The 26,058-nt window shown below is 62.7% G+C and carries 21 protein-coding genes and 1 tRNA gene; 10 read left to right on the top strand and 12 right to left on the bottom strand.

What is annotated here, in order from left to right; translation table 11 throughout:
* Window position 1 precedes the first annotated feature (1 nt).
* A complete protein-coding gene (fdhD, locus tag AC1RJY_RS02305) occupies window positions 2–892 on the top strand; it encodes a formate dehydrogenase accessory sulfurtransferase FdhD (RefSeq protein WP_011773760.1) in 891 nt (296 codons plus the stop codon).
* Window positions 893–1,039: 147 nt separating this feature from the next.
* On the top strand, window positions 1,040–4,069 hold the full coding sequence (locus tag AC1RJY_RS02300) for an alpha-mannosidase (RefSeq protein ID WP_498601165.1): 3,030 nt from the start codon (window positions 1,040–1,042) through the stop codon (window positions 4,067–4,069).
* Between the two features lie 32 nt (window positions 4,070–4,101).
* Here AC1RJY_RS02300 and AC1RJY_RS02295 read toward each other — a convergent pair whose 3' ends face one another.
* The 7 genes from AC1RJY_RS02295 to AC1RJY_RS02265 form a co-directional block, all read right to left on the bottom strand.
* Window positions 4,102–5,109 carry a hypothetical protein gene (locus tag AC1RJY_RS02295; protein WP_014920926.1) on the bottom strand — a complete coding sequence of 336 codons (1,008 nt, stop codon included), beginning with the start codon at window positions 5,107–5,109 and terminating at the stop codon, window positions 4,102–4,104.
* A 2-nt stretch (window positions 5,110–5,111) separates the two neighbouring features.
* The gene (locus AC1RJY_RS02290; RefSeq protein WP_286140261.1) at window positions 5,112–6,008 is read right to left on the bottom strand and encodes a hypothetical protein; all 897 of its coding nucleotides are present in this window, start codon (window positions 6,006–6,008) and stop codon (window positions 5,112–5,114) included.
* A 46-nt stretch (window positions 6,009–6,054) separates the two neighbouring features.
* Window positions 6,055–6,861 carry an amino acid ABC transporter ATP-binding protein gene (locus AC1RJY_RS02285; RefSeq protein ID WP_011773764.1) on the bottom strand — a complete coding sequence of 269 codons (807 nt, stop codon included), beginning with the start codon at window positions 6,859–6,861 and terminating at the stop codon, window positions 6,055–6,057.
* Entirely contained in the window at window positions 6,848–7,507 is a 660-nt protein-coding gene (locus tag AC1RJY_RS02280) for an amino acid ABC transporter permease (RefSeq protein ID WP_011773765.1), read from the bottom strand. The genes AC1RJY_RS02285 and AC1RJY_RS02280 overlap by 14 nt, the downstream gene beginning before the upstream one ends.
* Window positions 7,508–8,323, bottom strand: a complete 816-nt coding sequence (locus AC1RJY_RS02275; RefSeq protein ID WP_011773766.1) for an amino acid ABC transporter substrate-binding protein — start codon at window positions 8,321–8,323, stop codon at window positions 7,508–7,510. It abuts the gene before it with no gap.
* 230 nt (window positions 8,324–8,553) lie between these two features.
* Window positions 8,554–9,261 (bottom strand): hypothetical protein, encoded by a 708-nt coding sequence (locus AC1RJY_RS02270; protein WP_014920928.1) that lies wholly within the window; start codon window positions 9,259–9,261, stop codon window positions 8,554–8,556.
* Window positions 9,258–9,980 (bottom strand): hypothetical protein, encoded by a 723-nt coding sequence (locus AC1RJY_RS02265; RefSeq protein ID WP_498601163.1) that lies wholly within the window; start codon window positions 9,978–9,980, stop codon window positions 9,258–9,260. Before AC1RJY_RS02265 ends, AC1RJY_RS02270 begins: the two co-directional genes overlap by 4 nt.
* A 211-nt stretch (window positions 9,981–10,191) precedes the next feature.
* On the opposite strand from AC1RJY_RS02265, the gene AC1RJY_RS02260 reads away from it, so the two are divergent.
* A complete protein-coding gene (locus tag AC1RJY_RS02260; RefSeq protein WP_498601162.1) occupies window positions 10,192–11,853 on the top strand; it encodes an ABC-F family ATP-binding cassette domain-containing protein in 1,662 nt (553 codons plus the stop codon).
* Between the two features lie 2 nt (window positions 11,854–11,855).
* Window positions 11,856–13,769, top strand: coding sequence for an ABC transporter ATP-binding protein (locus tag AC1RJY_RS02255; RefSeq protein ID WP_498601161.1), 1,914 nt, complete (start codon window positions 11,856–11,858; stop codon window positions 13,767–13,769).
* Here the strand turns inward: AC1RJY_RS02255 and AC1RJY_RS02250 are convergent.
* The 3 genes from AC1RJY_RS02250 to AC1RJY_RS02240 all read right to left on the bottom strand — a co-directional run bounded on the left by AC1RJY_RS02250 (window position 13,764) and on the right by AC1RJY_RS02240 (window position 14,709).
* Window positions 13,764–14,180 carry an NUDIX hydrolase gene (locus tag AC1RJY_RS02250; protein ID WP_498601159.1) on the bottom strand — a complete coding sequence of 139 codons (417 nt, stop codon included), beginning with the start codon at window positions 14,178–14,180 and terminating at the stop codon, window positions 13,764–13,766. The two genes, AC1RJY_RS02255 and AC1RJY_RS02250, sit on opposite strands and share 6 nt — an antisense overlap.
* Window positions 14,177–14,635, bottom strand: a complete 459-nt coding sequence (locus tag AC1RJY_RS02245) for a DUF6314 family protein (RefSeq protein WP_011773772.1) — start codon at window positions 14,633–14,635, stop codon at window positions 14,177–14,179. The genes AC1RJY_RS02250 and AC1RJY_RS02245 overlap by 4 nt, the downstream gene beginning before the upstream one ends.
* Before the next feature lies 1 nt (window position 14,636).
* A tRNA-Arg gene (locus AC1RJY_RS02240) sits at window positions 14,637–14,709 on the bottom strand.
* Between the two features lie 108 nt (window positions 14,710–14,817).
* On the opposite strand from AC1RJY_RS02240, the gene AC1RJY_RS02235 reads away from it, so the two are divergent.
* Window positions 14,818–15,615, top strand: a complete 798-nt coding sequence (locus AC1RJY_RS02235; protein WP_498601157.1) for a DUF998 domain-containing protein — start codon at window positions 14,818–14,820, stop codon at window positions 15,613–15,615.
* Window positions 15,616–15,805: 190 nt separating this feature from the next.
* Here the strand turns inward: AC1RJY_RS02235 and AC1RJY_RS02230 are convergent, their stop codons facing one another.
* Window positions 15,806–16,432 carry a hypothetical protein gene (locus AC1RJY_RS02230; protein WP_043805847.1) on the bottom strand — a complete coding sequence of 209 codons (627 nt, stop codon included), beginning with the start codon at window positions 16,430–16,432 and terminating at the stop codon, window positions 15,806–15,808.
* 33 nt (window positions 16,433–16,465) lie between these two features.
* On the opposite strand from AC1RJY_RS02230, the gene AC1RJY_RS02225 reads away from it, so the two are divergent.
* From AC1RJY_RS02225 to sucD, 5 genes are all read left to right on the top strand, one after another.
* On the top strand, window positions 16,466–17,311 hold the full coding sequence (locus AC1RJY_RS02225) for an inositol monophosphatase family protein (protein WP_014920932.1): 846 nt from the start codon (window positions 16,466–16,468) through the stop codon (window positions 17,309–17,311).
* A 79-nt stretch (window positions 17,312–17,390) separates the two neighbouring features.
* Window positions 17,391–19,937, top strand: coding sequence for a DNA helicase PcrA (pcrA, locus tag AC1RJY_RS02220; RefSeq protein ID WP_498601155.1), 2,547 nt, complete (start codon window positions 17,391–17,393; stop codon window positions 19,935–19,937).
* Between the two features lie 14 nt (window positions 19,938–19,951).
* Window positions 19,952–20,650 carry a hypothetical protein gene (locus AC1RJY_RS02215; RefSeq protein WP_498601154.1) on the top strand — a complete coding sequence of 233 codons (699 nt, stop codon included), beginning with the start codon at window positions 19,952–19,954 and terminating at the stop codon, window positions 20,648–20,650.
* Window positions 20,651–20,914: 264 nt separating this feature from the next.
* On the top strand, window positions 20,915–22,084 hold the full coding sequence (gene sucC / locus AC1RJY_RS02210; RefSeq protein WP_011773779.1) for an ADP-forming succinate--CoA ligase subunit beta: 1,170 nt from the start codon (window positions 20,915–20,917) through the stop codon (window positions 22,082–22,084).
* Between the two features lie 12 nt (window positions 22,085–22,096).
* Window positions 22,097–22,999 carry a succinate--CoA ligase subunit alpha gene (gene sucD, locus AC1RJY_RS02205; protein ID WP_011773780.1) on the top strand — a complete coding sequence of 301 codons (903 nt, stop codon included), beginning with the start codon at window positions 22,097–22,099 and terminating at the stop codon, window positions 22,997–22,999.
* A 137-nt stretch (window positions 23,000–23,136) separates the two neighbouring features.
* Here sucD and AC1RJY_RS02200 read toward each other — a convergent pair whose 3' ends face one another.
* A complete protein-coding gene (locus AC1RJY_RS02200; RefSeq protein WP_498601152.1) occupies window positions 23,137–26,055 on the bottom strand; it encodes a chitobiase/beta-hexosaminidase C-terminal domain-containing protein in 2,919 nt (972 codons plus the stop codon).
* Window positions 26,056–26,058: the final 3 nt, after the last annotated feature.

Raw genomic sequence — 26,058 nt, 5'->3', positions numbered from 1 at the left:
TATGGGACGTGTAACCCAGCGCCGCAAGGTGCACAAGTTTGTCCTGGACGGCTCACCCCAGGCATTGGAGCATCCTGTCCGGTTCAAGGAAGACGTCCTGGCCGTGGAGGAGCCCCTGGAGATCCGCTTGGGTGAGATGTCCTTCTCCGTGACCATGCGGACCCCTGGAGACGACTTCGACCTTGTGGCGGGATTCCTGGTTTCGGAAGGCATCATCTGGGAGCCGGGACAGCTGATCTCGGAGCGCTTCTGCTCCGGGGAGGACGAGAACGGGGTGCAGACCTTCAACGTGGTGGATGCCCAGCTCAGGCCGGACGTGGAACGGCCCGACACCGGCCGTAACGTGTACACCTCCAGCTCGTGCGGAATCTGCGGCACGGATTCCATCGATGCCGTGCGCAAGTCCTCGCACCACAGCCCCAAGGAAGACGACGTCGCCGTCCCGGTGCGGGCGCTCGCCGCTCTGCCGGACCGCCTCCGCGAGGCGCAGGCGGTCTTTGACAAGACCGGCGGCGTCCACGCTGCCGGACTCTTCAGGATCCACGACGACGGCACTACAGAGCTGCTGTGCCTCCGGGAGGACGTGGGCAGGCACAACGCCGTGGACAAAGTGGTGGGCTGGGCCTTGCGCTCCGGCATGCTGCCGTTGAAGGGCACAGTCCTCCAAGTATCCGGAAGGGCTTCGTTCGAGCTCGTCCAGAAAGCCGCCATGGCCGGAATTCCCGTGCTTGCAGCCGTGAGCGCGCCGTCCAGCCTCGCGGCGGAACTGGCCGAGGAAACGGGAATCACGCTGGCCGGTTTCAGCCGCGGTCTCAGCCTCAATGTGTATGCAGGGCGGGACAGAATCGTTGCCGAAACAACTGAAGCGACGCCGATCATCCGTGGGGGATAGCCGACAATCACTTGGCTATTGAGCTGGAACAACGTAGATTTTATCCATCGATTGGAAGCAAGGTGAACCCGGATTCGCCGTTCGCGCCCAGCGCTTCCGGGTCGATAACAAACCATGTCACCCAGCGAACGCCCAAAGGGGAATTAATTGCACGACGACCGCCGGATCACCGAACAGCGTCTCGATCGATTTGTTCGGGAACGCATTCTTCCGGCCATTTACGGCAGGGCGATTCCGCTTCAACTCAGTAGCTGGGAGGCGCCCGGCGAACCCGTGCCCGCCACGGAAGCGCTACGCCAGGTCTTCACCCCGCAGGAGCCCGGCGCGGCGTGGGGCAAGGCCTGGAGTACCAAGTGGCTGCGCCTGCAGGGTGAGGTGCCGCAGGACTGGGGCATGACTGACTCCACCACAGTGGAGATCATTGTTGATCTTGGCTTCAACAGCGACGTCCCGGGCTTCCAGTGCGAAGGCACCGCGTGGCACTCGGACGGAAGCATCATCAAGGCGATTTCGCCCAGGAACTACCACGTCCCGCTCAAACTTCTTGGCGGCGGCCACTCCGTGGACTTCTATGTGGAGGCCGCAGCCAACCCGGACGTTGCCCAGGGTTGGTCCTTCGCGCCCACACCGCTGGGGGACAAAGCAACCTCCGGCGATGAGCCCCGGTATCGCCTGGGACGCATCGCCATTGCCGAGCTGAACGAAACGGTGTGGGAACTCAATCAAGACATTTGGACCCTCAGCGGTTTGATGCACGAGCTTCCCATGGAAATGCCCCGGCGCCACGAGATCCTGCGCGCGCTGGAACGCATGCTGGACGTCATGGACCCGGACGACGTTGCCGGAACCGCTGCTGCGGGTCGTGCAGAGCTGGCGCAAGTTCTCAGCCGTCCCGCCTACGCGTCCGCCCATGAACTCCTGGCTACCGGGCACGCACACATTGACTCCGCCTGGCTGTGGCCTGTTCGTGAGACCATCCGCAAATGTGCCCGCACTTTCTCCAACGTGGTGGCCTTGATGGATGAAGACCCGGACTTCGTCTTCTCCTGTTCTTCGGCCCAGCAGATGGCGTGGATGAAGGAGTTCTTCCCTGAGCTCTTTGTGCGCATCAGGGAAAAAGTGAAGGCCGGCCAGTTCGTTCCTGTGGGCGGCATGTGGGTGGAATCGGACACCAATATGCCAGGCGGCGAGGCCATGGCCCGCCAGTTCGTGGAGGGTAAGAGTTTCTTCCTGAACGAGTTCGATATCGAGTGCCAGGAAGCCTGGCTGCCCGATTCGTTCGGCTATTCCGGTGCCATCCCGCAGATTGTCAAGGAAGCCGGTTCGCGCTGGTTCCTCACACAGAAGATCTCTTGGAACAAGGTCAACCGGATGCCTCACCACACCTTCGCCTGGGAGGGCATCGACGGCACCCGGCTGTTTACGCACTTCCCGCCGGTGGACACGTACAACGCTGAGCTGCACGGACGCGAACTGGCGCACGCAGAGCGCAATTACCGCGACCACGGCCGCGGGACCATGTCATTGGTGCCCTTCGGCTATGGCGACGGCGGCGGCGGACCTACGCGCGAAATGGTTGCCGCTGCGCATCGAACGGCGGACCTGGAAGGCTCTCCGAAGGTGCACATGGGCACAGCCAGGGAGTTCTTCACCAAGGCCGAGGCCGAGTACACCAACCTGCCCGTCTGGGTTGGCGAGATGTACCTGGAAATGCACCGCGGAACGTACACCAGCCAAGCAAAGACCAAGCGAGGCAACCGTCGGAGCGAACACCTCCTGCGCGAGGCCGAGTTGTGGTGCGCCACCGCTGCCGTCCGGCTCGGTGCGGCCTACGCCTATCCCGCGGACGAGCTCAAGCGGCTCTGGCGGCTGGTCCTGCTCCAGCAGTTTCACGACATCCTGCCGGGCAGCTCCATTGCCTGGGTCCACCAGGATGCTGAACGGAACTACGAAGCCATAGCCCGGGACCTCGAGGGCATCATCAGCCACGCCGCCCAGGCCTTGGTGGGCGCGGGCGATCAGCAGTTCCTGCTGAATGCCGCCCCGCATCAGCGCAACGGTGTGCCCGCGCTGGGCGCAGCCGAGGCCATCAAGCCCGAGTCCAGCGTCCAGGTGGACGAGCTCGAGGACGGCTACGTTTTGGACAATGGCATCATCCGCGCGGTCCTGGACCGGGAGGGCCTCCTCACCTCATTGGTGGATCACGCCAGTGGCCGCAACGCCATCGCCCCGGGGCACACGGGAAACCTGTTGGAGTTGTTCCGCGACACCCCCAACGAGTGGGACGCATGGGACATCGAAGAGTTCTATCGCCGAAATGTCACACCCTTGACCCAAGCGGATGGCGTCGATGTTGAGCGTTCGCCGGCCGGCGTCGTCGTGGTGGTCAAACGCAAGGTGGGTGCCTCCACCATCACGCAACGCCTGACTCTCGACGCCGGTTCGGCGTCGCTTGGGATCGCCACCACGGTGGACTGGCAGGAACGCGAAAAGATGCTCAAGATCGCCTTCCCGCTGGACGTCAGGGCGGATCGTTCAGCGTCCGAGACCCAGTTCGGCCACGTCTTCCGGCCGACGCACACCAACACCTCCTGGGAAGCGGCCAAGTTCGAGATCTGCGCCCACCGCTGGATCCACGTAGCCGAGCCTGGCTATGGCGTTGCAGTGAGCAATTCCTCCAGTTACGGGCACGACGTCACGCGGGCTGTCCGTGCCGATGGCGGAACCACGACGACGGTCCGCACTTCGCTGCTGCGCTCTGCCCGGTTCCCGGACCCGGAAGCCGACCGGGGTGAGCACACACTTGAGGTATCCATCAGGCCTGGCGCCGCGATCGCTGACGCTGTGGAGGAGGGATACCGCACCAACCTGAAGCCAAGGTTCATCTCCGGCGGCCGGCCGGTGGAACCGCTGCTTTCCGTGTCCAATCCCGCAATCGTGGTGGAGGCCGTCAAGCTGGCCGAAGACGGCTCGGGCGATGTCGTTGTTCGGCTCTACGAATCGTTGGGGGAGCGCTCAACAGGCCTCCTAACGCCCAACTTTGAGTGCTCTGATGCATTAGCCACCGATCTGCTGGAGCGCCCTACGGAAGCCCCCGGTGTGGCTGTGGAGGAGGGGCCCGCGGTCAAGCTGGTGCTTCGGCCTTTCCAGCTGGTAACCCTGCGGTTTGTTCGCTGAGGTTTGCCCCCGGCGTTTCTTTGCCCGCCTGGTTACTCCGCCAGTTCCGCGTCGATAGCATCCTTCAACACTTGAACCCGAAGGGGAATCACAGTGTCATGGTGTTTGATTTGGGCTGAGACGTTCTTCGTGAAGACATCTTCAACCAGAGTCGGCATGTCCTTCACGCCGTTAAGGTAGCGCTTGGCGGCAAAGTCGAACTCTGACCTGTTGTTCTTTATCCGGGTGTTGAGAGCCTTGAGTTCGTCGGCAATGGTGAGATATTCCGCTTCCGGGGCATTCCGGGCGGTGGCGTCATCAATCTTTTTGACGTACTCGTCCTTGAGCCGAACAAACTCGTTGTAGTTCTCCTCGGACTTTGCGGTTGTTTCTGCGTGCGATTCGAGCTGTGCAATCTCATTGTCCAAGGTGCGGGCAAACTCAACGTAGGAGATGTTCTTGGACTGCTTGAGTTGGTTGACGGCTTCCCGGCAAGGAACTGCTGCTTGCGTCAACAGCGTTTGGCGTTCCCGGAGGTTGGCTGCTTTGGAGCCGACAAAGAGTCCGCTGCACCCGGCATCTTCCCTGAATAGGCCTTCGAACCGGGGGTAGGACTCCACGAGGCCCTCCATTGAGTCGAGGTAGGCCTGGTAGGAATCGACCAGCTGCGCTACAGCCACACCGATCCCATCCGCTTCTTTACCGTCGCCGTAGCCCTCCTGCACATCGCTCAAGGCAGTCCGTGCGGAATTGACGGCCTGTTGGAACTCGTCCCGCTCTTTGACGGAGTTCTTCTCAGCATCCTCTCGTGTTGCGGGGACGTTGCGGGCCTTCTTATACGCGGCCAGGTAGGTGTTGACGGCGGGCTGGATCTTGTCCCTTGCCTCAATGAGTGCCGTCAGGCGCTCATCTTTCAGGAGGGCCAGGCTATCCCTGCGCTGCTGACCGGCGAAGTTGGTTAGGGCTATTACCACTACCGAGGCAACCACCGCCACCACAACGGCAATGGCAAGAGCGATAAGGACCGGACGGCGCTTACTGCGAACGGGCTCAATGGTCATCGCTATTTCCCCTCACCGGATGCTGCATCAAACTGTTCCAGGCTCTTCTTGAGTACGCCTTCGAATTCGGAATTTGAGCTGTTGGCACTCTCGATGATCTTTGTGTATTTGTCCTTGGTGGCGGTTTCATATGTTGTTTGCGCCTTGGCGAAAGCATCATTGATATCCAACAGTGCAAGGCCGGCGATGGTGCTCTTGCTGAGGCGCTCAAAGGTGTCCTTGCTATCCAGGACTTCCTGTTGCTTGTCCCGCTGCCCGCGGATAACCGCCTCTACGTCCGAGAGCAGGGTGGTGGTCTCGGCGTCGGCACCGTCCTTGGCGGTGCCCAGCGCGGCCAGGCACTCATCGGCGCTCTTGACGTACTCCTGGGCGTAGGTCTCACTGGCAACGTTCAGCGATGAATGCAAGGCCGCACACGGCCCGCCCACGGAGCGGTAGATGTTGGTGGTGTTGACCACCAGCTGATCGTTATAGGCGATCACCGCACCGTACTGATCCTTGAAGCGCTTGAAGGATTCGGCAACTTCCTGGTCCTGCAGTGCCGGCGATTCCGCCATCTGCTGCAGGCGGTCACGATTCACCTGTGACTCACGCACGATGCGCTCACGGTCCTGGTTGAGGACTTTCTCCTCCTCCGGCTGTCCCGCTTTTTCGGAAATGGCGTTCGAGTACCGTCCGGAGAACTGTTGGACCAAGGGATCGTAGAGATTCATCGAGTTGTCCACGATAACGCGGTGCTTGTCCAAGCGGACAACGTCGGCACGGCCAGGTTCCGCCGGCCGGGAGAGGGCAAACCACGTCCCAAGCCCGGCGGCCACCATGGCCACCACCACGGCGGCAACGAGGATTACCGTACGTCTGGAGCGTCCCTTGCCGGGTGCGCTGAGTGTTTCTTCCAAGCTTTCATCCCCCAAATTTGTGAATCACGTAGTGTTTGCGAACCACTTAGACGTCGTGCTTTAGCCGCTTCACGAAGAGTTTGGTCCGTTCCTGGCGCGGTGCCCGCAAAACCTCGGCCGCCGGCCCGCGTTCCACTACCACCCCGCCGTCCATGAAAATTACCTCGTCCGCCACATGCTGGGCAAAGGCGAGCTCATGGGTCACGATCACCATGGTCCAGCCCTCTTCGGCGAGTTCCTTGATGACGCCCAGCACGTCCCCCACAAGTTCGGGGTCCAGTGCGGACGTGGGCTCGTCGAACAGGAGCAGTTGGGGCTTGAGTGCCAACGCCCGGACGATACCCACGCGCTGCTGCTGTCCGCCTGAGAGCTCAAAGGGGTAGGCGTCGCGTTTGTCGGCGAGACCTACGCGTTCCAGCAGGCGTTCGGCTTCCGCAATTGCCTCGGCGCGAGGCCGCTTCTGGACCTGGACCGGGCCTTCAATGACGTTCTTCAGCACAGTCATGTGAGGGAACAGGTTGTAGTGCTGGAAGACCATGGCGCTGCGGTCGCGGAGCGCAGCCACTTCCTTCTTGCCCACCTTGGCACCGAAATCGATGGCGAGCTCATCCGAGGCATCCCCGCTCCCAAAGGTGACGGTGCCGGCGTCGGGAATTTCCAGGCCGTTAAGGGAACGCAGGACCGTGGTCTTGCCGGAGCCCGAAGGTCCGATCAGGGCCACCACCTGGCCGCGCCGGATATCGATGTCGATGTCCCGCAGCACCACATTGCTTCCAAAGGCCTTGGCCAGGTTCCGTGCCTTCAGGACAGAGGTGGCATGCGGCTGCTGTGCGGGTTCGTTAGTGGGCGACATAGCGGTCCAATCTCTTCTCCACGGCGGATTGCGCTGTGGAAAGGACCAGGCAAATGACCCAGTAAACCAGGGCTGCCTGCAGGTAAAGGGCCATGAACTCCTGACTGAACGCGGCGATCTGCTGTGCGTTGCGGAACAGTTCGGTGACCAGGATGAGCGAGGCCAAGGATGTGTCTTTCACCAGCGAAATGAAGGTGTTGGACAGCGGCGGAACGGACACCCGTGCTGCCTGCGGAAGGATGATGCGGACCAAGGCCTGGGGACGGGACATGCCGATGGTGTGGCCGGCTTCCCATTGGCCCTTCGGCACGGACAGGATGGCCGCACGGATGATCTCGGCAGCATACCCGCCCACGTTCAGTGAGAACGCGATGATGGCGCTGGGCCAAGGATCAAGACGGATGCCGATGCTGGGCAGGCCGAAGAAGATCACAAAGAGCTGCACCAACAAGGGAGTGCCGCGGATCACCGAGACGTAGAAACGGCCGATGCCCGAGAGCAACCAGTTGGGGCTCAGGCGCATCAGGGCAACCACCAGCGCGAGCACCAGGCCGAAGGCAAAGGACGCGAGTGTCAGCGGAATGGTCCCGGTCACGGCACCGGTGATCAGCGGACCGAAGGAACTCCAGATGAGGTCCCAGTTCATCTATTTGGTGACGTCCGCGCCGAAGTACTTCTCCGAGATCTTCGCCAGGCTGCCATCGGCTTGGAGATCGGCCAATGCCTTGTCCACGGCTGCTGTGAGTTCAGTGGAGCCCTTGCGGAACACCATGGCGCTCTCAGTCTTCTCCGGTGCCTCGGCGGCTACCTTCAGGCCCGAGTCGGGAGTGTTCTTGGCGTAGTCCAAGTACGTGAGCTTGTCGTTTACGGTGGCGTCCACTCGTCCCTGCTGCACCAGCGTGGCGGACTGGGCCCAGCCTTCAACTGCCTGGACATTGGCGCCCGCTTCAACGGCCATTTTGTAGAAGTTGCTGGTCAGTGACTGGGCGGTGGTCTTGCCCTTGAGGTCCGCGAAGCTGTTGATGCTGCTGTTGTCCGACTTGGTGACGACCACTCCCGTGGAGATGGTGTACGGCGTGGAGAAGTCGTACTTGGCCTTGCGCTCGTCATTGATGGAGATCTGGTTGGCGATAGTGTCAAAGCGCTTGGATTCCAGACCGGCAAAGATACCGTCGAATTGGGTCTCCTGGAAGGTAGCCTTCACACCAAGTTTCCCGGCCACGGCCTGGGCGACCTCGACGTCAAACCCCGTGAGCTCCCCGGCGCCGTCAGCGTGGAAGCTGAAGGGACGGTAGGTGCCCTCGGTGGCGATGACCAGTTCGCCCTTGGATTTCACATCCGAAAGGGACGTGTCCCCGCCGGACTGGGCAGGTGCTGATCCTCCACCGCACGCGGAAAGTGCAAGGGCGGCCGAGGCCAGAGTGGCTGCGAGGACAGAGCGGCGGGTGCGGAGGCTGTTCATGGAGCCATCTTAGTCACCGCCACGGCCAGGCTTGGCGGGCGGCTTGAAAAAGGGCCATTAAAAAGGCTGAGTGGGGGCGGTCCCCAACAGCCCGCCACCACTCATCCCCCCAATTGTGATCACGTGGGCGCCACATCCACCGGAAACCCGTTCTCTGATTCCGGTGTCAGGCTGCAAACCGCGTTCACACATTCATGATTGTGCCACGATCTAATGGTTTTGTGAAAGTCTTACGCCGAGAGACGTTGCTTTCGCCGCGCAAATGACTTGGAGAACCAGATCCCAGCAAGTCCAAGGCACGTGAACAAGGCGGCCGAGTAGTTGATGAGGACCCGCAACCAGGCCTCCGAAAATGGAATAAGGGGGAAAAGTTGGGACGACAAAAGCAGCGAAAGCCCTAGGAGCAGGAACCCCGAGGCCACCCGAAGCAGGACGGGTGCCGTGCTCACAACCGTGCGCCAGATGGCGGGTATCAGGCAGGCGGCCACAAACCCCGGATACAAGCGGCCCATCGCCGCGTAACCGTCAAGGGACGGCCCCCATTTAAGCCCGCTCATGCCGGCCGAGGATCCTTGGGTGTCCGTGATGACGAAGAAGTAGATTGTCAGGGCACCAATAATCGCCGCAGCAGTGATCCCCAAGGGGCCTCGGATGGCACGCACGGCAGAGGCTGAGCCGAACGCAGTGGCGATCTTGATGCCCATGAAGTAGAACGTGCCGTACAGCAGGAAACGCAGAATCAGATTGCCGATGTTCATCCCGCCGAGCCACCCATCGATGACCAGATAGGGGGCCTCGATACTGATGAAGATGCTCAACGAGATCAGCGAAAATATGTAGAAGACCTCCCGGTTTTCGCCGCGCAATGCGCTGGGGACCCGGGCCAGGGTAATGGCAAGGCAAACCGCCAGCGTGACCCAGGGCAGGACAGCCGTCATCCGAGGTTCTCCCAAATTCGTTCAGTTCGTTCGTGGTCTTGTTCCTGCCGGCGCAGTATCTTGCCGAGCGCCAGGAGCCGTTCGCCAGCCAGCGTCACCAGTCTGCCCTGCGACAACTTGTCCAGGGCTTCCTGGCGGGCCTCAGGCGGCCATCCGGCTTCGGCCTCGGTAATCAACCCTGCTGCCACCAGTCCTCCCGCTGGCCCCACCCCCGCAGCACGCGAGGTAGCGATGGCCAGTTCGGGCGGAAGCCTGTTGGCGGTCAGGTGGGCGGAGAAGTTCTGTGGGGCAATCCCGGTGGCGTCGCTGACCCGGTGCCGCAACTCGCCGTCGTCGATCGCGTCCACCCAGTTACGCACGGAGGTGGGGTGCGGTGGTTCGGAAAGGCGCGGAGCGGGGGTAGTGCCGGGCTCGCTGCGGTCCACCACTGCGCGCAGCAGGTCTATGGTAGCCACTTGGCTGACCAGTTCGCAGGACGTGGGCGGGACGGGGTCGCCCCGAAGCTCCGCGTAAAGATCGAAAGTGGACAAGGCCTGCACAGGATTGATGTGGAAGCCACGGCTGATACTCACCAAAGTGGACTCGGCCACCTTGCCGCGGACCAACTGCTGCGCCAACGTTGTTCTCTTGATGCCGGCGATCCTGCAGACGTCAGCGGTGCTGGCATCGGGCGCAACGCCATGAAGCCAGCGCTGAAACGCCTTGGACTGTAAGGGCATGTGGAACTTTCCTGGAGGGGCCGCGAGGGCAAAGACGAACGTATGCCGTTAAGTGGTAGTACGAAACGATTTTACGCCGACGCCACATTGAATTATGCTTGATGATTGAACCCGCTGGTCCGTACACCCCCCAAGTCCGGACCAGCGGGTTTTTCCATGCCCGCGGGAATCGCGGCCTGAATTTCTGCGTTCCCTTGCTGGAGGATAGACGATGACTGCAACTTTGGTGGCCAAGGATCTTGCCGGTGGTCATGGCCACCGCACACTTTTCTCGGACCTTTCCCTGACCGTTGCGCCGGGCGATGTGGTGGGCGTGGTGGGAGCGAACGGTGCCGGTAAATCCACGTTGCTGCGCATTCTCGCCGGCGTGGACCAGCCCCAGGACGGGAATGTCAGCTTGGCGCCCTCGGATGCTTTTGTGGGCTGGTTGCCGCAGGAACACGAGCGCACCGCCGGCGAAACAATTGCGTCATACATTGCCCGACGCACCGGCTGTGCCCAGGCAACAACCGAGATGGAATCCACCGCCGAAGCTCTCGGCTCGGGAGCTCCCGGAGCCGACGACGCTTACTCCCTGGCCTTCGACCGCTGGATGGCCTCCGGCGCAGCAGACCTCGAGGAGCGCATCCCGGCTGTCCTCGCCGACCTCGGCTTGGAGCTTGGCGCCGACGCGCTCATGACCGGGCTCTCCGGCGGGCAGGCTGCGCGTGTTGCTCTCGCTGCACTGCTGCTCAGCCGCTTCGACGTAGTCCTTTTGGACGAACCTACCAACGACCTCGACCTTGACGGGCTCGCCCGGCTTGAGGCTTTCGTCCAGGGCCTTCGGGGCGGCGTCATCCTGGTGTCGCACGACCGCGAATTCCTGGCCCGCTGCGTCACTACCGTGGTGGAGCTGGACCTCGCCCAGAACTCCGTGGCCGTCTACGACGGCGGTTATGAAGCCTTCCTCGAAGAGCGCGCCGTGGCCAAGCGCCACGCCAGGGAGCGGTACGAAGAGTTCGCCAACACCAAAGCCGACCTCGTTTCCCGCGCACGCACCCAGCGCGAATGGAGCTCTCAAGGCGTCCGGAACGCGATGAAGAAGAACCCGGACAACGACAAGATCCGTCGCGCAGCAAGCAGCGAATCGTCCGAGAAGCAGGCGCAGAAGGTCCGCCAGATGGAGTCCCGCATCGCCCGGCTCACCGAGGTGGAGGAGCCCCGCAAAGAGTGGCAGCTGCAGTTCAGCATCGGCCAGGCACCCCGCTCAAGTGCCGTCGTCGCCACCTTGCGTGACGTCGTCGCACACCAAGGCGACTTCACACTGGGTCCGGTGAACCTCCAACTCAACGGGGGCGAGCGGATCGGCATCACCGGACCGAACGGTGCCGGGAAGTCGACGCTGTTGCGCCTGCTGTTGGGGACCCAGGAACCGGACGACGGCGAGGCCTCCATGGGTGCGTCTGTGGCCATCGGCGAAATTGACCAGGCGCGCGGACTGCTCGACGGCGGGCGGCACCTTGGCGACGCTGTTGAAGCTGTGCTGGTGGACTGGAACAGTGCGGATGTCCGTACCCTCCTGGCCAAGTTCGGCCTCAAAGCGGATCACACCTCCCGCACGGTGGAATCGTTGTCCCCGGGGGAGCGGACCCGGGCGGCGCTTGCGTTGCTGCAGGCACGCGGCGTGAACCTGCTGGTGCTGGACGAGCCCACCAACCATTTGGATCTTCCGGCCATCGAACAGTTGGAGGAGGCGCTGGAAAGCTACGAAGGGGCGCTCCTGCTGGTCACCCATGACCGCAGATTGCTCGAAAACGTTCGGCTCGATTCGCGCTGGCATCTGGAAAACGGACAAGTGCAAGAACTCCATCACAGCCCTAGCCAGGAGAAGTAACCATGAGCATGGACCGCGTGGCCTGGAGCTCGCTGTATAACATCACTACCGCCAAGAGCGGTTCGAAGCCTTTTTCCAAGGAGACCCTGAAGCGGGTCATGGCTTTCGCCGCACCGCATAAGGGCAAGCTCATCGCCTTCGTGGTCGCCTCCATCGCCGGTGCCTTCCTGGCTGTGGCTACTCCGGTCCTGGCCGGCCAGGTGGTGGATGCCATCATCGCCAACGCAGGCGTCGGCACGGTGATCTGGCTGGCCGTCCTCATCGCCATCGTCGCGGTGGGCGAGGCCGGTGTGGGCTTGGTGACGCGCTGGTTGTCTTCCATCATCGGCGAGGGCGTCATCGTGGATCTCCGCACGCGCGTGTTCGATCACGTGCAGCGCATGCCCATCGCGTTCTTCACCCGAACGCGGACCGGTGCCTTGGTCAGCCGCCTGAACAACGACGTCATCGGAGCGCAGTCGGCCTTCGCCGGCACGCTGTCCGGTGTGGTCAGTAACGTTGTGGCGTTGGCCCTGACACTTGTGGTCATGCTGAATACGTCATGGCTTGTGACTGTGCTGGCTATGGTGTTGCTGCCGATCTTCCTGATTCCGGCCCGGCGGATGGGTTCCAAACTGGCTGACCTTCGCCGTGAAGCTGCCGCGCACAACGCTGCCATGGGCACGCAGATGACGGAGAGGTTCTCCGCTCCGGGTGCCACTCTGGTGAAGTTGTTCGGCCGCCCGGACGAGGAATCCCGTGAGTTCGCTGCCCGCGCCGGCCGGGTCAGGGATATCGGAATCCGGACTGCCATGCTGCAGTTCACCTTTGTCACCGCCCTGACCCTGGTGTCGGCGCTGGCTCTGGCCTTGGTCTATGGCCTGGGTGGTTGGTTGGCAATCGGCGGGCAGCTTGCACCCGGTGACGTGGTGGTTCTCGCCCTCCTCCTGACCCGTCTCTACGCTCCACTGACGGCGCTGTCCAACGCCCGTGTGGAAATCATGAGTGCTTTGGTCTCCTTCGAGCGGGTGTTTGAGATCCTTGACCTGAAGCCACTCATCACCGAGAAGGCAGACGCCGTGGCAGTTCCGGTGGGTCCGGTTGCCGTGGAATTCGACGACGTCCGATTCTCCTACCCCTCCGCCGAAAAAGTCTCACTGGCTTCCCTTGAGGACGTTGCCACGTTGGATACCCGGGGCGGCGAGGAAGTCCTGCACGGTGTGAGCTTCCGGGTGGAGCCCGGCCAGACTGTTGCCCTGGTGGGCTCCTCCGGAGCCGGCAAGTCCACGGTGGCCCAGCTGCTCTCACGCTTGTACGACGTCGACTCCGGCGCAGTCCGCCTCGGCGGGCAAAAGCCCGGAACCGGCGTGGACGTCCGGGACCTCAGTTTCGACTCCCTGCGCGACACCATGGGTATGGTGACCCAGGACGGCCACCTCTTCCACGAAACCATCGCGTCCAACCTGCGCCTCGCCCGGCCGGACGCCACCGAGGACGACATGTGGGATGTGCTCCGTCGGGCACGCCTGGAGCCGATGATCCGGTCCCTGCCCGATGGCTTGGAGACCGTGGTGGGGGAGCGCGGCTATCGGCTCTCCGGTGGTGAACGCCAACGGCTCACCATCGCCCGCCTGCTCATCAAGCAGCCTCGCGTTGTGATCCTCGACGAAGCCACTGCAGCGTTGGACTCCACCAACGAAGCCGCCGTCCAGGCGGCGTTGGGCGAGGCACTCGAGGGGCGTACCGCCGTCGTTATTGCACACCGGCTGTCCACCATCCGTGCGGCCGACGCCATACTGGTGGTGGAGGAGGGCAGGATCGTTGAGCGCGGCACGCACACCGAGCTGCTGGCCGCGGACGGCCGCTACGCAGAGCTGTATCAAACCCAGTTCGCGGAAGCCACGGCGGTGGCCGAGGAAGCGGTCCCGGAGCTATAACCTGCGCGGGGTGAGCGCTGGAAGTACGTGATCCGTCAGCAGCGGTGCCAGGTCCGGGGGAAGCGGCGCATCGAGGTCCAGCCAGCGGATCTCGGCGATCTCCGCCGAAGGGTGCGCCTCCCATGTTCCGGGTGCAGTGAACACGGTGGCTTCGATATTGGTCGCTGCCTCATTGGCTGCCACAGCCAACCACACGCCGAGCGGCTCCAGGAGGTTCGGTGCTACCGCTATGCCCACTTCCTCCAAAAGCTCCCGCGAAGCGGCTTCAGCAGCGGTTTCGCCTGGCTCGGGCTTGCCGCCCGGGTGCATGAACTTGTCCGTGCCGCTCTTGCGGACAGTCAGCAGTTGGCCGGCGTTGTTGTAGACGCAGACGGCGCTGACGATAATCAGGTCCGTGCCGGTTCCACTCATGGTTGCCTCCCGGCTTCGATTCGGACCAAGTGCGATTCCAGCAGCAGATTCTTGGCCGGCCCACGAACATCCCAGGTGAAACTGAACGAGTCAGGTCCCTCCATAACGTACTTGACGCGGTATTCGTCGGGGTCGCACCAGTGCTTATCCTGGTTGACCTGTTCGGAGAAGCTCATCACGTGGAAAGGCCTGCCGTCGGGGAAGAACACCTCCATCGAATCCGGGCCGGCTCCGGGTTTCAGGACATACTCACGGAATGCCGGACCCGAATGGGTTGGCCAGTGCATGGTTCCGTCTTCGCGGTAGTCCAGCCCGGCGTCGGGGTTCAGGGTATAGCGCACGACGCCGGTAAAGGTTCCGTTGGTGCCGGAGGTCCGGTCCAGGAGTGTCCGCTCCACGCGCCAGCTGCCGGCCAAGTAGGCCTGCAAGTCCTGGGTGGGCTGCTGGTGGTTCAAGTGCCCTCGATTGGAATCGAACCAACGACACCGGCTTTAGGAGAGCCGTGCTCTATCCACTGAGCTACGAGGGCCTGTGTGTCCATGACTCTAAATCCCACTGCTGGAGCTCGAGGGCCCGGACACGACTACAAGCATACAAGCTGCGGGGGTGCTGCCCGAACACCGCTAGGCTGGCGTTCATGAAAGGGCACACGACTGCACCGGCGCCAGCTGGATCGTTCCTTCCGGATACCCGTGGCATCAGGGCGAACATCGGAGGGTGGGCGCAGCTGAGCGTGGTCCAATACTTCGTGGCTGAGGCCGCCGTGATCGAGGCCTGGGCAGGGCCCGAGCCCTACAGCAGGGCCACCGGATTCATCAGTGACCTCGGAGCAATCTCCTGCGGTATTTACGAGGACCGGGCCGTGTGCTCGCCGTTGCATCTGCTGATGAACGCCTCGTTTGTGGTGCAGGGCCTGGCCCTCATCCTGGGTTCTGTATTCCTGACGGCCGGGCTGTTGAGCGTGGCCGCGCGCCCCAGGGTGCCCGCGCGGCGATTTCGATCTGTTGCCGACGGTTCGCTTCCTGCACGCGTCCTGACCGTGCCATGGATCCTGGCCGTAGCGATCCGCATACTCACCGGTGCAGCAGGCGTGGGAACGGTCCTGGTGGGACTGGTGCCCGAAGACCTCGGCTCACCTTGGCACTTTGCGGGCGCACTGATGTTCTTCATCGGGGGAGGGTTTGCACTGCTCCTGTTGGGCATCCTGTGGTTCCGGCAAACCCCGATCAGTTGGTTCCTCGCTGCCTGCGGGCTGGTTTGTATTGGCGCGCTCGTCATTGGAGGGTTCACCGGGATGGAGGTGCCTCAGCCGGGGTTGCTTGAGCGGTTCATGGGCTATCCGGTGACCATTGGCCTCGCTGCGGCCGGCCTGGTGATTGCCCAGCGCACCCACACGGAACGCAAGTTGGCACGGGCAGGGACGGGCTCCCGCTGAGGTTTGTTGGCGGGGTTCCTGAGGTTTCCGCACCCGTTGCCGCCGATTGCGCCCGTAAGCACTGGTGCGCCGGGCGCATAGGGGTGCGGTCCTGGGGAACGTGTGCTGCGCTGGGCGTGTAGTGGTGCGGTGGGCGGGTATTAATGCGTCGCTGGCGAACGGGTGCCCAGCCGAGCGCCCCCGAAAATTGTCAGGCGGGCTTCGCACTCTTCCTGCCCAGGAACACGGCCACCACGCCGCACAGGAGACTGATCAGGAACAGCACCCACGACGCGACGGTGACAGCTGAGGCCAACGCGACCGAACCGGCGTCGGGCGTTTCGGCAGCCAGCACGGAATCGATGGCGATGTTGGACCACAGGTGCGCCACAGCGAACAGCAGGGGAGCAGCCCACAGGGTCCACCGCCATGACTTTCGCGCCACATTGGTGCCAATCAGCAGGAGCCAGCTGAAGCCGAAGATCAGCGGAAACAGGGTGCCGGCGGTCTTGTGGATGTAGTTCAATTGGCCACGCGCGGACTCGTCCATGGCCTCTCGAAGCTGGACGATGTAGTCCTGCGAGAAGCCGCCGATCAGCGAATCAGGCATCGCCAGGCCACCGGAGAGCTGCGTCATCTGGTTCAAGGTGAGCAGGTGCAGGTACCAGAACAGGAACAGGCTGGCCACGACGCCCGCGATCACAATGAGCTTTGAATTGCTCTGTGCCTTTTGCGGCGTGCGCTGGGTGGTGGTGTTGATCACGGGAGGCAGCGTGTGATCCGGGACCACTGCCTTTGCTCCGTGCTTCTTGATGCGCTGGGCGGGTGTCTTGGCCATGCCATTCATTATCCCGCCACATAAGCTGGATCCATGACCACCGGCAGGCACACAGCAACTGAACTCGATCCTTCACTCGATGACTACCAACTGGCCAGCGCCCTGGTCCGCGAGGCAGGCCAGCTGGCGCTGCTCATGCGGATGGGCGGACTGCAGGGCGAACGCAAGACGTCAGTGTCCGACGTCGTCACTGCAGCTGATCACGCAGCTGAGGCTTACGTCCTGGACCAGTTGCGGCGCTGCCGTCCAGACGACGGCATCCTGGGCGAGGAAGGCACCTCCGTTGCCGGGACAAGCGGCCGGACCTGGGTGATCGACCCCGTAGACGGCACGTACAACTTCCTCCACGGCTCCACATACTGGTGTTCCGCCATTGCCCTCAAACGGGACGACTCGATCCACGGCGGCACCTCGGTTGCCGATCCGGACGTGCTGCTGGGCGCCATTTATCAGCCCGAACTGGACAAGCTCTGGCTGGGAGGGGAGGGACGCCCGGCAACCCTGAACGGCGAATCGATCACCGGTTTCGGCGACCTTCCCGTGAGCCAAATCTCCGCCGCAACCTACATCCACCCCACCTGGTTGGCGGACCCCCGCGCGGCCATGCCCTGGCACGCGGCTGCAGTTTCCGCGGCATCACTGCGCATGTTCGGTTCGGGCTCCTGCGACCTTGGCCGGGTGGCCGATGGCGAACTCGGGTGCTGGTTCCAGCACAGCTGCCCCGAATGGGACTGGCTTCCCGGAAAGGCGATCGTCCGCGCTGCCGGCGGGGACACCGCCGTCGTGCAGGTCAACGGACTGAACTGGTTCGTGGCAGGAGGCCCGACGGCGGTACTCGAGCTAAGCGCGGCCCTCGCCTCCGTTCCCCAGTTCGCTTAGGGCCTGACGCGGGGCACAGGCAACATCGCGGCTGCAGCGCCTTATAGTGTCATGGGCACCGCCTAGACTGGTAGGCACCATGGATATGTTGTTTGACCCCTACGCAGACGGACCCTTCAAAGCAGGCACCAAAGCCGCAGTCAAGGCTGCCCCGGAGCTCTCCCTTTCCGGGGGAGGCGCGTCCGGGCCCCGCCTCCAGGAGGGAACTGCCGCATCCGGGCACGCCCCCCAGGGGCCCGCCTCCGGAGGGTGGGGCAACCAGGGCGCCCACGGACTGCCAAATGCTGAGGCCCTCCTCCAGGGACTGAATCCGCAGCAGGAAGAGGCCGTGAAGCACGCCGGAAGCCCCCTGCTGATCGTTGCAGGTGCAGGGTCCGGCAAGACCCGTGTGCTGAGTAACCGGATCGCTTACCTCATCGCAACCAAGCGTGCTCACCACGGCGAAATCCTTGCGATCACCTTCACCAACAAGGCAGCGGCGGAAATGCGGGAACGCATCGAAGCCTTGGTGGGCGCCCGTGCCAAGGGCATGTGGATTTCTACGTTCCACTCTTCCTGTGTGCGCATTCTGCGCCGGGAAGCTGCCAACGTTGGCCTGAATTCCAACTTCTCCATCTACGACTCCGCTGATTCGCTGCGCCTCATTACACTCGTGGCCAAGAATCTGGACCTTGATCCCAAGAAGTTCGCCCCCAAGGCCATCCAGCACAAGATTTCGGCGCTCAAGAACGAGCTCATTGACGCCGACTCCTACGTTTCCTCGGCAAACCACAACGACCCCTTCGAGCAAGCCGTGGCCGAGGTGTTCAAGGGCTACACGCAGCGTCTCCGGCAAGCCAACGCAATGGACTTCGATGACCTCATCGCGGAAACCGTGTACATGTTCCGGGCCTTCCCGGCGCTCGCGGAGTCCTACCGGCGCCGCTTCCGGCACGTTCTGGTGGACGAGTACCAGGACACCAACCACGCCCAGTACGCCTTGGTCAGGGAAATCGTCGGCTTGGGAACGGACACGGGCGTCGAACCGAGCGAACTCACAGTGGTGGGCGATTCCGATCAGTCCATTTATGCCTTCCGCGGAGCGGACATCCGCAACATTGTGGAGTTCGAAGCCGACTATCCGAACGCCCGCACCATCAAACTTGAGCAGAACTACCGCTCCACGCAGAACATCCTCAGCGCAGCCAACTCGGTGATTTCCCGCAACCCCAACCGGCAGGAAAAGCGTCTGTGGACCGCGGAGGGCGACGGCGAGAAAATTGTTGGCTACGTGGGGGAGAACGAGCACGACGAAGCCCAGTTCATCGCGAAGGAAATTGACCGGCTGCAGGACGAGGAAGGCTTGCGTCCCGGTGACGTCGCCATCTTCTACCGCACCAACGCCCAGTCGCGTTCCATCGAGGACGTTCTGGTTCGCGTCGGCCTTCCCTACAAAGTGGTGGGCGGCACGCGCTTCTATGAGCGCAAGGAAATCAAGGACGCCCTGGCGTACCTGCGCGTCCTGGTGAACCCGGACGACGACGTCAACCTCCGCAGGGTGCTGAACGAACCCAAGCGCGGGATCGGCGATCGCGCCGAGGGCGCAGTTGCCGCGTTGGCCGAGCGGGAACGTACCTCGTTCATGACCGCAGCGCGCCGTGCAGACCAGGCGCCCGGCATGGCAACGCGCTCCGTCAACGCCGTACTCGGATTCGTGAAGCTGCTGGACGACCTCGCGGAGGTGGCCTCCGGCTCCGGTGCTGCCGCTGCTTTGGAGGCAGTCCTCGAACAGACCGGTTACCTGGCGGGGCTGCGCGCCAGCAACGATCCCCAGGACGAATCCCGGGTAGAGAACCTCGCGGAACTGGTGGCCGTGGTCCGGGAGTACGAACGCGACAACCCGGATGGGTCCCTCGGCGAGTTCCTGGAGCAGGTTTCCTTGGTGGCCGATGCCGACCAGATCCCCGATGCTCCGGGTGCGGACATTGACGCCGCCGTCGCGGAGGCCAAGCGGATGGGCGTTGTCACCCTCATGACGCTGCACACGGCCAAGGGCCTGGAGTTCCCCGTGGTCTTCCTCACCGGTATGGAGCACGGCATTTTCCCGCACCAGCGCTCGGCGACGGATCCCAAGGAGCTAGCGGAGGAACGCCGCCTGGCCTACGTGGGCCTGACCCGTGCCCGCAAGCGCCTTTATGTCACGCGCTCTGAGGTTCGCAGCATGTGGGGCCAGAGCCAGTACAACCCCGCCAGCCAGTTCCTGGAAGAGATTCCCTCCGAACTTGTGGAGTGGAAGCGCGAAGGAATGAGTCGCCAGGCCGCAGGTGGCTGGGGGAGCGCCCCCATCGGGTCCAACCGCTACGGTGGTTCGTTCTGGGGTGCGGGCACATCCCGCGGTGCTGCCGCCAGCCCAACCGCAGGGTTCGACGCCGACGTCCCCGCCGCCGTCGTACGCAACAGGGTCCAGCCGCAGAAGGAAGTCATTTCCGTGGTGGTGGGGGATAAGGTCAACCACACAAGCTTCGGCAACGGAGTGGTGCTCGGCATCGAAGGCGCGGGCGACAAGACGGTGGCGAAGGTGAAGTTCGACGTCGGCGAGAAGCGGCTGCTGCTGCGGTATGCGCCCCTGACCAAGTTGGATGCGTGAAGCCGCACGGCATAATGAGGGACATGCAACGGACTGTTTGGGCGACCCTGGCTGCCTTGGTCATGGTGCTGGCGGCGGGATGCTCCTTCGCCACTAAAGATCCTGACTATGTACCTCCTGCCCCGCTGCCGCCGCTGGAACAGCTCCAACAGGTGCCTGTCACCGAGCAGACCACACTGTCCGCGGGCGAGGATGTCACCGCGTTCGTTACGGCTGACAAGAACATCGTGTGCGCCATGACCTCCGCACGGGGCGGGCACCTCAACCTGCCCTACGAGGCCAACTCCTACTCCGACGCCGCCAACAACAAGTTCGCCGTAGTCCCTGTAGTTCATTGTGAGCTGGCGAAGTATGCCAAGCCGGATACCGGCGACATCGCTGACGACTGCGCGGGAATAGGTCTCGGCTATCTTGGCGGGACGGTGCTCCTCACTCCGGAGAAGGCTGTCTATGGCTCATGTCGTTCCGGCGTAACACAAATGGAGTCGGAGTTCGGGCCCAAGGGCAGCCGTGACGGTCCCATCTCCAAGCTCCGGGAGTTGGCGGACGGGCAGAACATTGAACGCAACGGTCTGCGGTGTTCGGCCTATAACGGGGGCGTTGCCTGCGGAAACGTCTCAGGTGGCGTGGCGTTCTTCGTAAGCCGCGAGGGATACCAGTTGATTTCCGACGGCGGCAAAACGGTCCGCGGGAACCTGAAGCAGGGGTCCTGATCGCGGCCGGAAGACGGCCGAACAGTCCAAAATCCGCGTCATTATGCGGTTTTTCTACATCCGATAGAAGTGTAAGGTTACTCACTTAACCGGTAGTGTGTAGCTGGCGGGACTCCTCAAAGGGCTAAAGTTCCGAGAGGACCTTACGCAATGTGACCGGCTTCAATCCCGGTTGTTACCGCGTACTTTCCGCAGCTGGCTATCGCGGTCATCGCGGTTCCCGGCTGAACAGAAAACTACTTCGACGTAGAAGGACACTAAACCGTGGACCTGTTTGAATATCAGGCGCGCGATATGTTCGAGGCGCACGGTGTACCCGTGCTCGCCGGCATCGTGGCGCACACTCCTGAAGAAGCGAAGGCAGCTGCCGAGAAGATCGGCGGCGTAACTGTCGTAAAGGCACAGGTTAAGGTCGGTGGCCGCGGCAAGGCTGGCGGCGTCAAGGTTGCCAAGACTGCCGAAGAGGCGCTTGAGCACTCCACCAACATCCTGGGCATGGACATTAAGGGCCACACCGTCAACAAGGTGATGATCGCCCAGGGTGCTGACATCGCCGAGGAATTCTACTTCTCGGTCCTCCTGGACCGCGCCAACCGCAACTACCTGGCCATGTGCTCGGTAGAAGGCGGCATGGAAATCGAGCAGCTTGCAGTTGAGCGTCCCGAGGCCCTGGCCAAGATCGCCATCGACCCCGCTGTGGGCATCGACCAGGCCAAGGCTGACGAGATCGTCGCAGCTGCAGGTTTCGCTGAAGAACTGCGCGGCAAGGTAGCCGACGTCATTCTGAAGCTCTGGGACGTCTTCAAGAAGGAAGACGCAACCCTGGTTGAGGTCAACCCTCTGGTCCGTACCGGCGCTGGCGAGATCGTCGCCCTCGATGGCAAGGTCTCCCTGGATGAGAACGCTGACTTCCGCCACGTGCACCACGCACACCTGGAAGACAAGGACGCAGCTGACCCGCTGGAGGCCAAGGCCAAGGCGCAGGACCTGAACTACGTCAAGCTGGACGGCGAAGTAGGCATCATCGGCAACGGCGCCGGTCTTGTGATGTCCACCCTCGACGTCGTTGCTTACGCCGGCGAGAACCACGGCAACGTGAAGCCCGCCAACTTCCTGGACATCGGTGGTGGAGCATCCGCCGAGGTCATGGCCAACGGTTTGGACGTCATCCTTGGCGATTCCCAGGTCAAGAGCGTGTTCGTGAACGTCTTCGGTGGCATCACTGCTTGTGACGCCGTTGCCAAGGGCATCGTCGGTGCACTGGCTGAGCTCGGTTCCTCCGCGAACAAGCCGCTGGTAGTTCGCCTCGACGGCAACAACGTTGAGGAAGGCCGCCGCATCCTGACCGAGGCCAACCACCCGCTGGTTACCCTGGCCGCCACCATGGACGAGGGCGCCGACAAGGCCGCCGAGCTCGCCAACGCAGCTAAGTAAAGGGACGCGACAATGTCTATCTACCTCAACAAAGACTCCAAGGTCATCGTTCAGGGCATCACCGGCGGCGAGGGCACCAAGCACACCGCCCTGATGCTCAAGGCCGGCACCAACATTGTTGGTGGCGTCAACGCCCGCAAGGCCGGTACCACGGTCCTGCACGGCGACAAGGAAATCAACGTCTTCGGCACCGTCAAGGAAGCCATCGCTGAAACCGGCGCAGACGTCTCCATCGTCTTCGTTCCCCCGGCATTCACCAAGGACGCCGTGGTTGAAGCCATCGAAGCCGGCATCGGCCTGGTAGTTGTCATCACCGAAGGTGTGCCGGTTCAGGACTCCGCCGAATTCTGGGCACTCGCCCAGTCCAAGGTGGACGCAGACGGCAAGCAGATCACCCGCATCATCGGACCGAACTGCCCCGGAATCATTACCCCCGGCGAAGCCTTGGTTGGCATCACCCCGGCGAACATCACGGGCAAGGGCCCCATCGGCCTCGTGTCCAAGTCCGGTACCTTGACCTACCAGATGATGTACGAACTCCGCGACCTCGGCTTCTCCACCGCGATCGGTATCGGTGGCGACCCCATCATCGGCACCACGCACATCGACGCCCTCGCTGCGTTCGAAGCTGACCCGGAGACCAAGGCAATCGTCATGATCGGTGAGATCGGTGGCGACGCTGAAGAGCGCGCAGCCGACTTCATCAAGGCCAACGTCACCAAGCCGGTTGTTGGCTACGTTGCCGGCTTCACGGCTCCCGAGGGCAAGACCATGGGCCACGCAGGCGCCATCGTTTCCGGTTCTGCCGGTACGGCCCAGGCCAAGAAGGAAGCTCTCGAAGCCGCTGGCGTGAAGGTCGGCAAGACGCCGTCCGAGACGGCCAAGCTGCTGCGCGAAGTTTACGCAACGCTCTAGCCTTTACAGCTAGCTCACGACGACGGCCAGGCGCCTTCCCCACGGAAGGCGGCGGGCCGTCGTCGTTCTTTAAGTAGCTGACGCGGGCCGAAGAGTCTGGGGGAAAACTCCGACCCGCGCCAGGTCTATGGGGCTGGCTAGGCGATGATCTTCAATGCCTGCCAACCGGTGCCGAGGCTGATGGGAGGTACGGTGCTGAACGCTCCGCTGCCTGTGCCCGGGTACAGCCACAGGGTGTCTCCGATGCGGCCTACGACGTCGTTGCTGCCATCGCCGTTGAGGTCGCGGGGCCCGGCTATCGATGTTCGGTTGTCCCAACCCGTGGAGATTTGCTTCCACTGGAGCCATCCGCGGGTTCCGTTTCCGGGGTAGAGCCAGAGGGCGCCCGTGTCCGAGCGTCGCGCCAGCACGTCTCCCTTTCCATCTCCATTAAAGTCCCCCGTGCTCAGAATTGCATTCATCACGTTCCAGCCGGTTCCAATGGTTGTGGGTGTCCTCTGACCGCCGGTTCCGTTGCCTTCGTAGAGCCGCAACTCACCGGAGCTCAGCCGGCCAATGAAGTCCGGAATACCGTCGCCGCTGAAGTCGCCGGGGGAGAACAACTGGCTCATGGTGCTCCACCCGGTGCTGACCTGAACCCGCGCTCCGAAACTGCCTACGCCATCGCCCGGGTAGAACCACAGGACGTCGCCTGCGCGGGCCAGCAGGTCCGGTTTGCCATCCCTGTTGAAGTCACCGGGAGTGATGGCCTCATTCACCGTTGACCACGCCGGTGCCGCCAGGGCTACCTGCCGTGTCAGAACGCCGCCTGCGCCGTCGCCTGGATACAGGTACAGGTTGCCGGCGGTATCGGAGGCAAGGACATCGGCTTTGCCGTCGCCGTTGAAATCATGGGCCGACGGCGGTCCGGCTGCGGGCACGGTGTACGTCTGGCTGCCCACGGTCGAGGTGTTGCCGGACGTGTCCACCCCGATGTACTTAAGGACGAGGTTGGAACTTCCCATGACAATCGGAGCCGCGTACTTAATGTTTGTGGCTGATTCCGTTGCCGTGGGCGTGCTGCCGTCGGTGGTGTAGTAGATGGCAGCTCCGGGTTCATTCGCCGAGAGGGTGATGGTGGCCCCGCTGGCCAATGCGCGGCCGGTGGGGTTGGCTGTCACCGTGGGAGCCGTGGTGTCCGGCGGAACCGTGTACGTCTGGGTGACGACGTCGGAGACGTTTCCGGCAGGGTCCGTGGCGAAGTATTTCAACGTCATGGGAGCCGTGCCGGGGAACGCTATCGGTGTTGAGTACACCTGCCCGGCCGTCAACGGGTCGGTACCATCGGTGGTGTATTTGATCACCGAGTTCGCTTCATTGACCGTGAGGGTGATGGTGGTGCCGGGAGCGTAGGCGCCGCCCGCCGGGTTCGCCGTTACCACCGGTTTAGTCACATCCGGGCCGGTGGAGTATGTCTGGGTAACCACGGCGGAGGGATTGTTCGCAGAGTCCACCGCGAAGTACTTCAGGGTCAACGGGCCATTCACAGTGATGGGGGTGGCGTATTTGCTGCTGGCCACTGTGGGAGTAGACCCGTCCACTGTGTAGTAGATGGAAGCTGGCTCATTCACGGTCAGTGTGACCTTTTGCCCGATGTCGTAGGTGCCACCCGCGGGTGTGGCTGTCACCACGGGGGCAACGACGTCCGCGGTGATGTGTGCCTCGAACTCAGACAGGCCCACATTGGTGGTGGTGCCGCTGACGGAGCTGATGGTGAAGCGCACGGAGCTGACCGTCTTGGCAGGAAAGTTCACTGTCAGCCCTGAGCCGTTGTTAGGCAGTGCGGTAACCGGAACAGTGCTGCCATCAGAGAAGACAAGGTTGCCGCCGGTTACGTGGTCACTTGGTAGCGGACGGTCAAAAAGCGTCACGGCGTTGATGGTCCGTGCGGGGGAGAAGTTGTACTGGATCCAGCTGCCGGCCTTGCCCCCGTTGGTGACCCACTCCCGGTTGGCGTCCATGGGAGTGCCCCAGGCGTATCCGTCCCGCGCTTTCTCTGGACTTTGTCCCGAGGCTCTCTGAGAGGACGCTGAGACGGTTGTTCCCGCCGATTTCGCCGCGTTGCCGGTCCACTCGATGGCTGTAATGTACTGCCGTTTGAGCCAGTCGCTGTACGGCACGTCCGGGCAGATGTTCCCGCACAGGAACTCATCGAATTCGGCAAAGTGCCTGAAGGTGTTGACCTTACTGGTGAGTTCGGCGCCAGTGACGTTTTGCGCGTACTCGTCGATGACATAGGCATCGTAGGCGGACGAGGTATGCGGTCCGGTGTAGGCGCGAGTGGCTAACTGACCGAATTTTGCCGCAGCCCAGTGGTCGCTGTGGTCATAGGGGGTGGTGAAATTGCCTGTCCAGTCCTGGGTGCGGAACGTGGTGGGTTTGTAGTTGGCCACCAGCCGGTTCAACACAGTCTGCAGCAGCGATTTTGAATACGTGGCCGATCCGTCCACAGGCCGAATTGAAGAAATGCGTCCGTCCCACAACTTCAGGATGCTCTGGCCATTGAAACGGCTGCTGCCATTGCCGTTGGGGAAGCCGTCCGGAAGCCTCAGGAAAACCACCGAGATATTCGGCGCCGCGTTGAGCGTGTGGACAGTCACCGGTCGCTCGGGTACACCGGCGTCCGAAGCCGTCCATGCATTGGCGACCCCCGCCATCAAGGCGTAGCTTGACCGGATCCCGTCCTCAAGACCGGCCCAATATGATTGGCCTTCTCCGGCGTCGCCCGCTGTGAGGTAAATCGTCTGGACGCAACGCTTTGCTTGGACATCCCGCATGAAATCGGGGCTGATGAAGATCAGGTCGTCGTCCGTATGGGCGACGATCTGCTGGGCACCGCCGGTCCCGGGACAAGGGGGTACGGCTGCCGAGGCGGGCGTGGCAAATCCGAAGACAAACGAGGAAAGGGCAACAGAAAGGCCCAGCAGGAATCCCAGGATCCGCCGGGCCAATGAACGAGTGCTGATGAGTGATGGGCGAGTATGACGACGAGCGTATTTCGGACGGTCCACAACCATGCT

It is taken from the genome of Arthrobacter sp. GW822-FHT05G07 (genome assembly GCF_058799755.1).
Note: the sequence above shows the minus strand (reverse complement) of the source record. Positions and strands in the feature narration are given on the sequence as shown.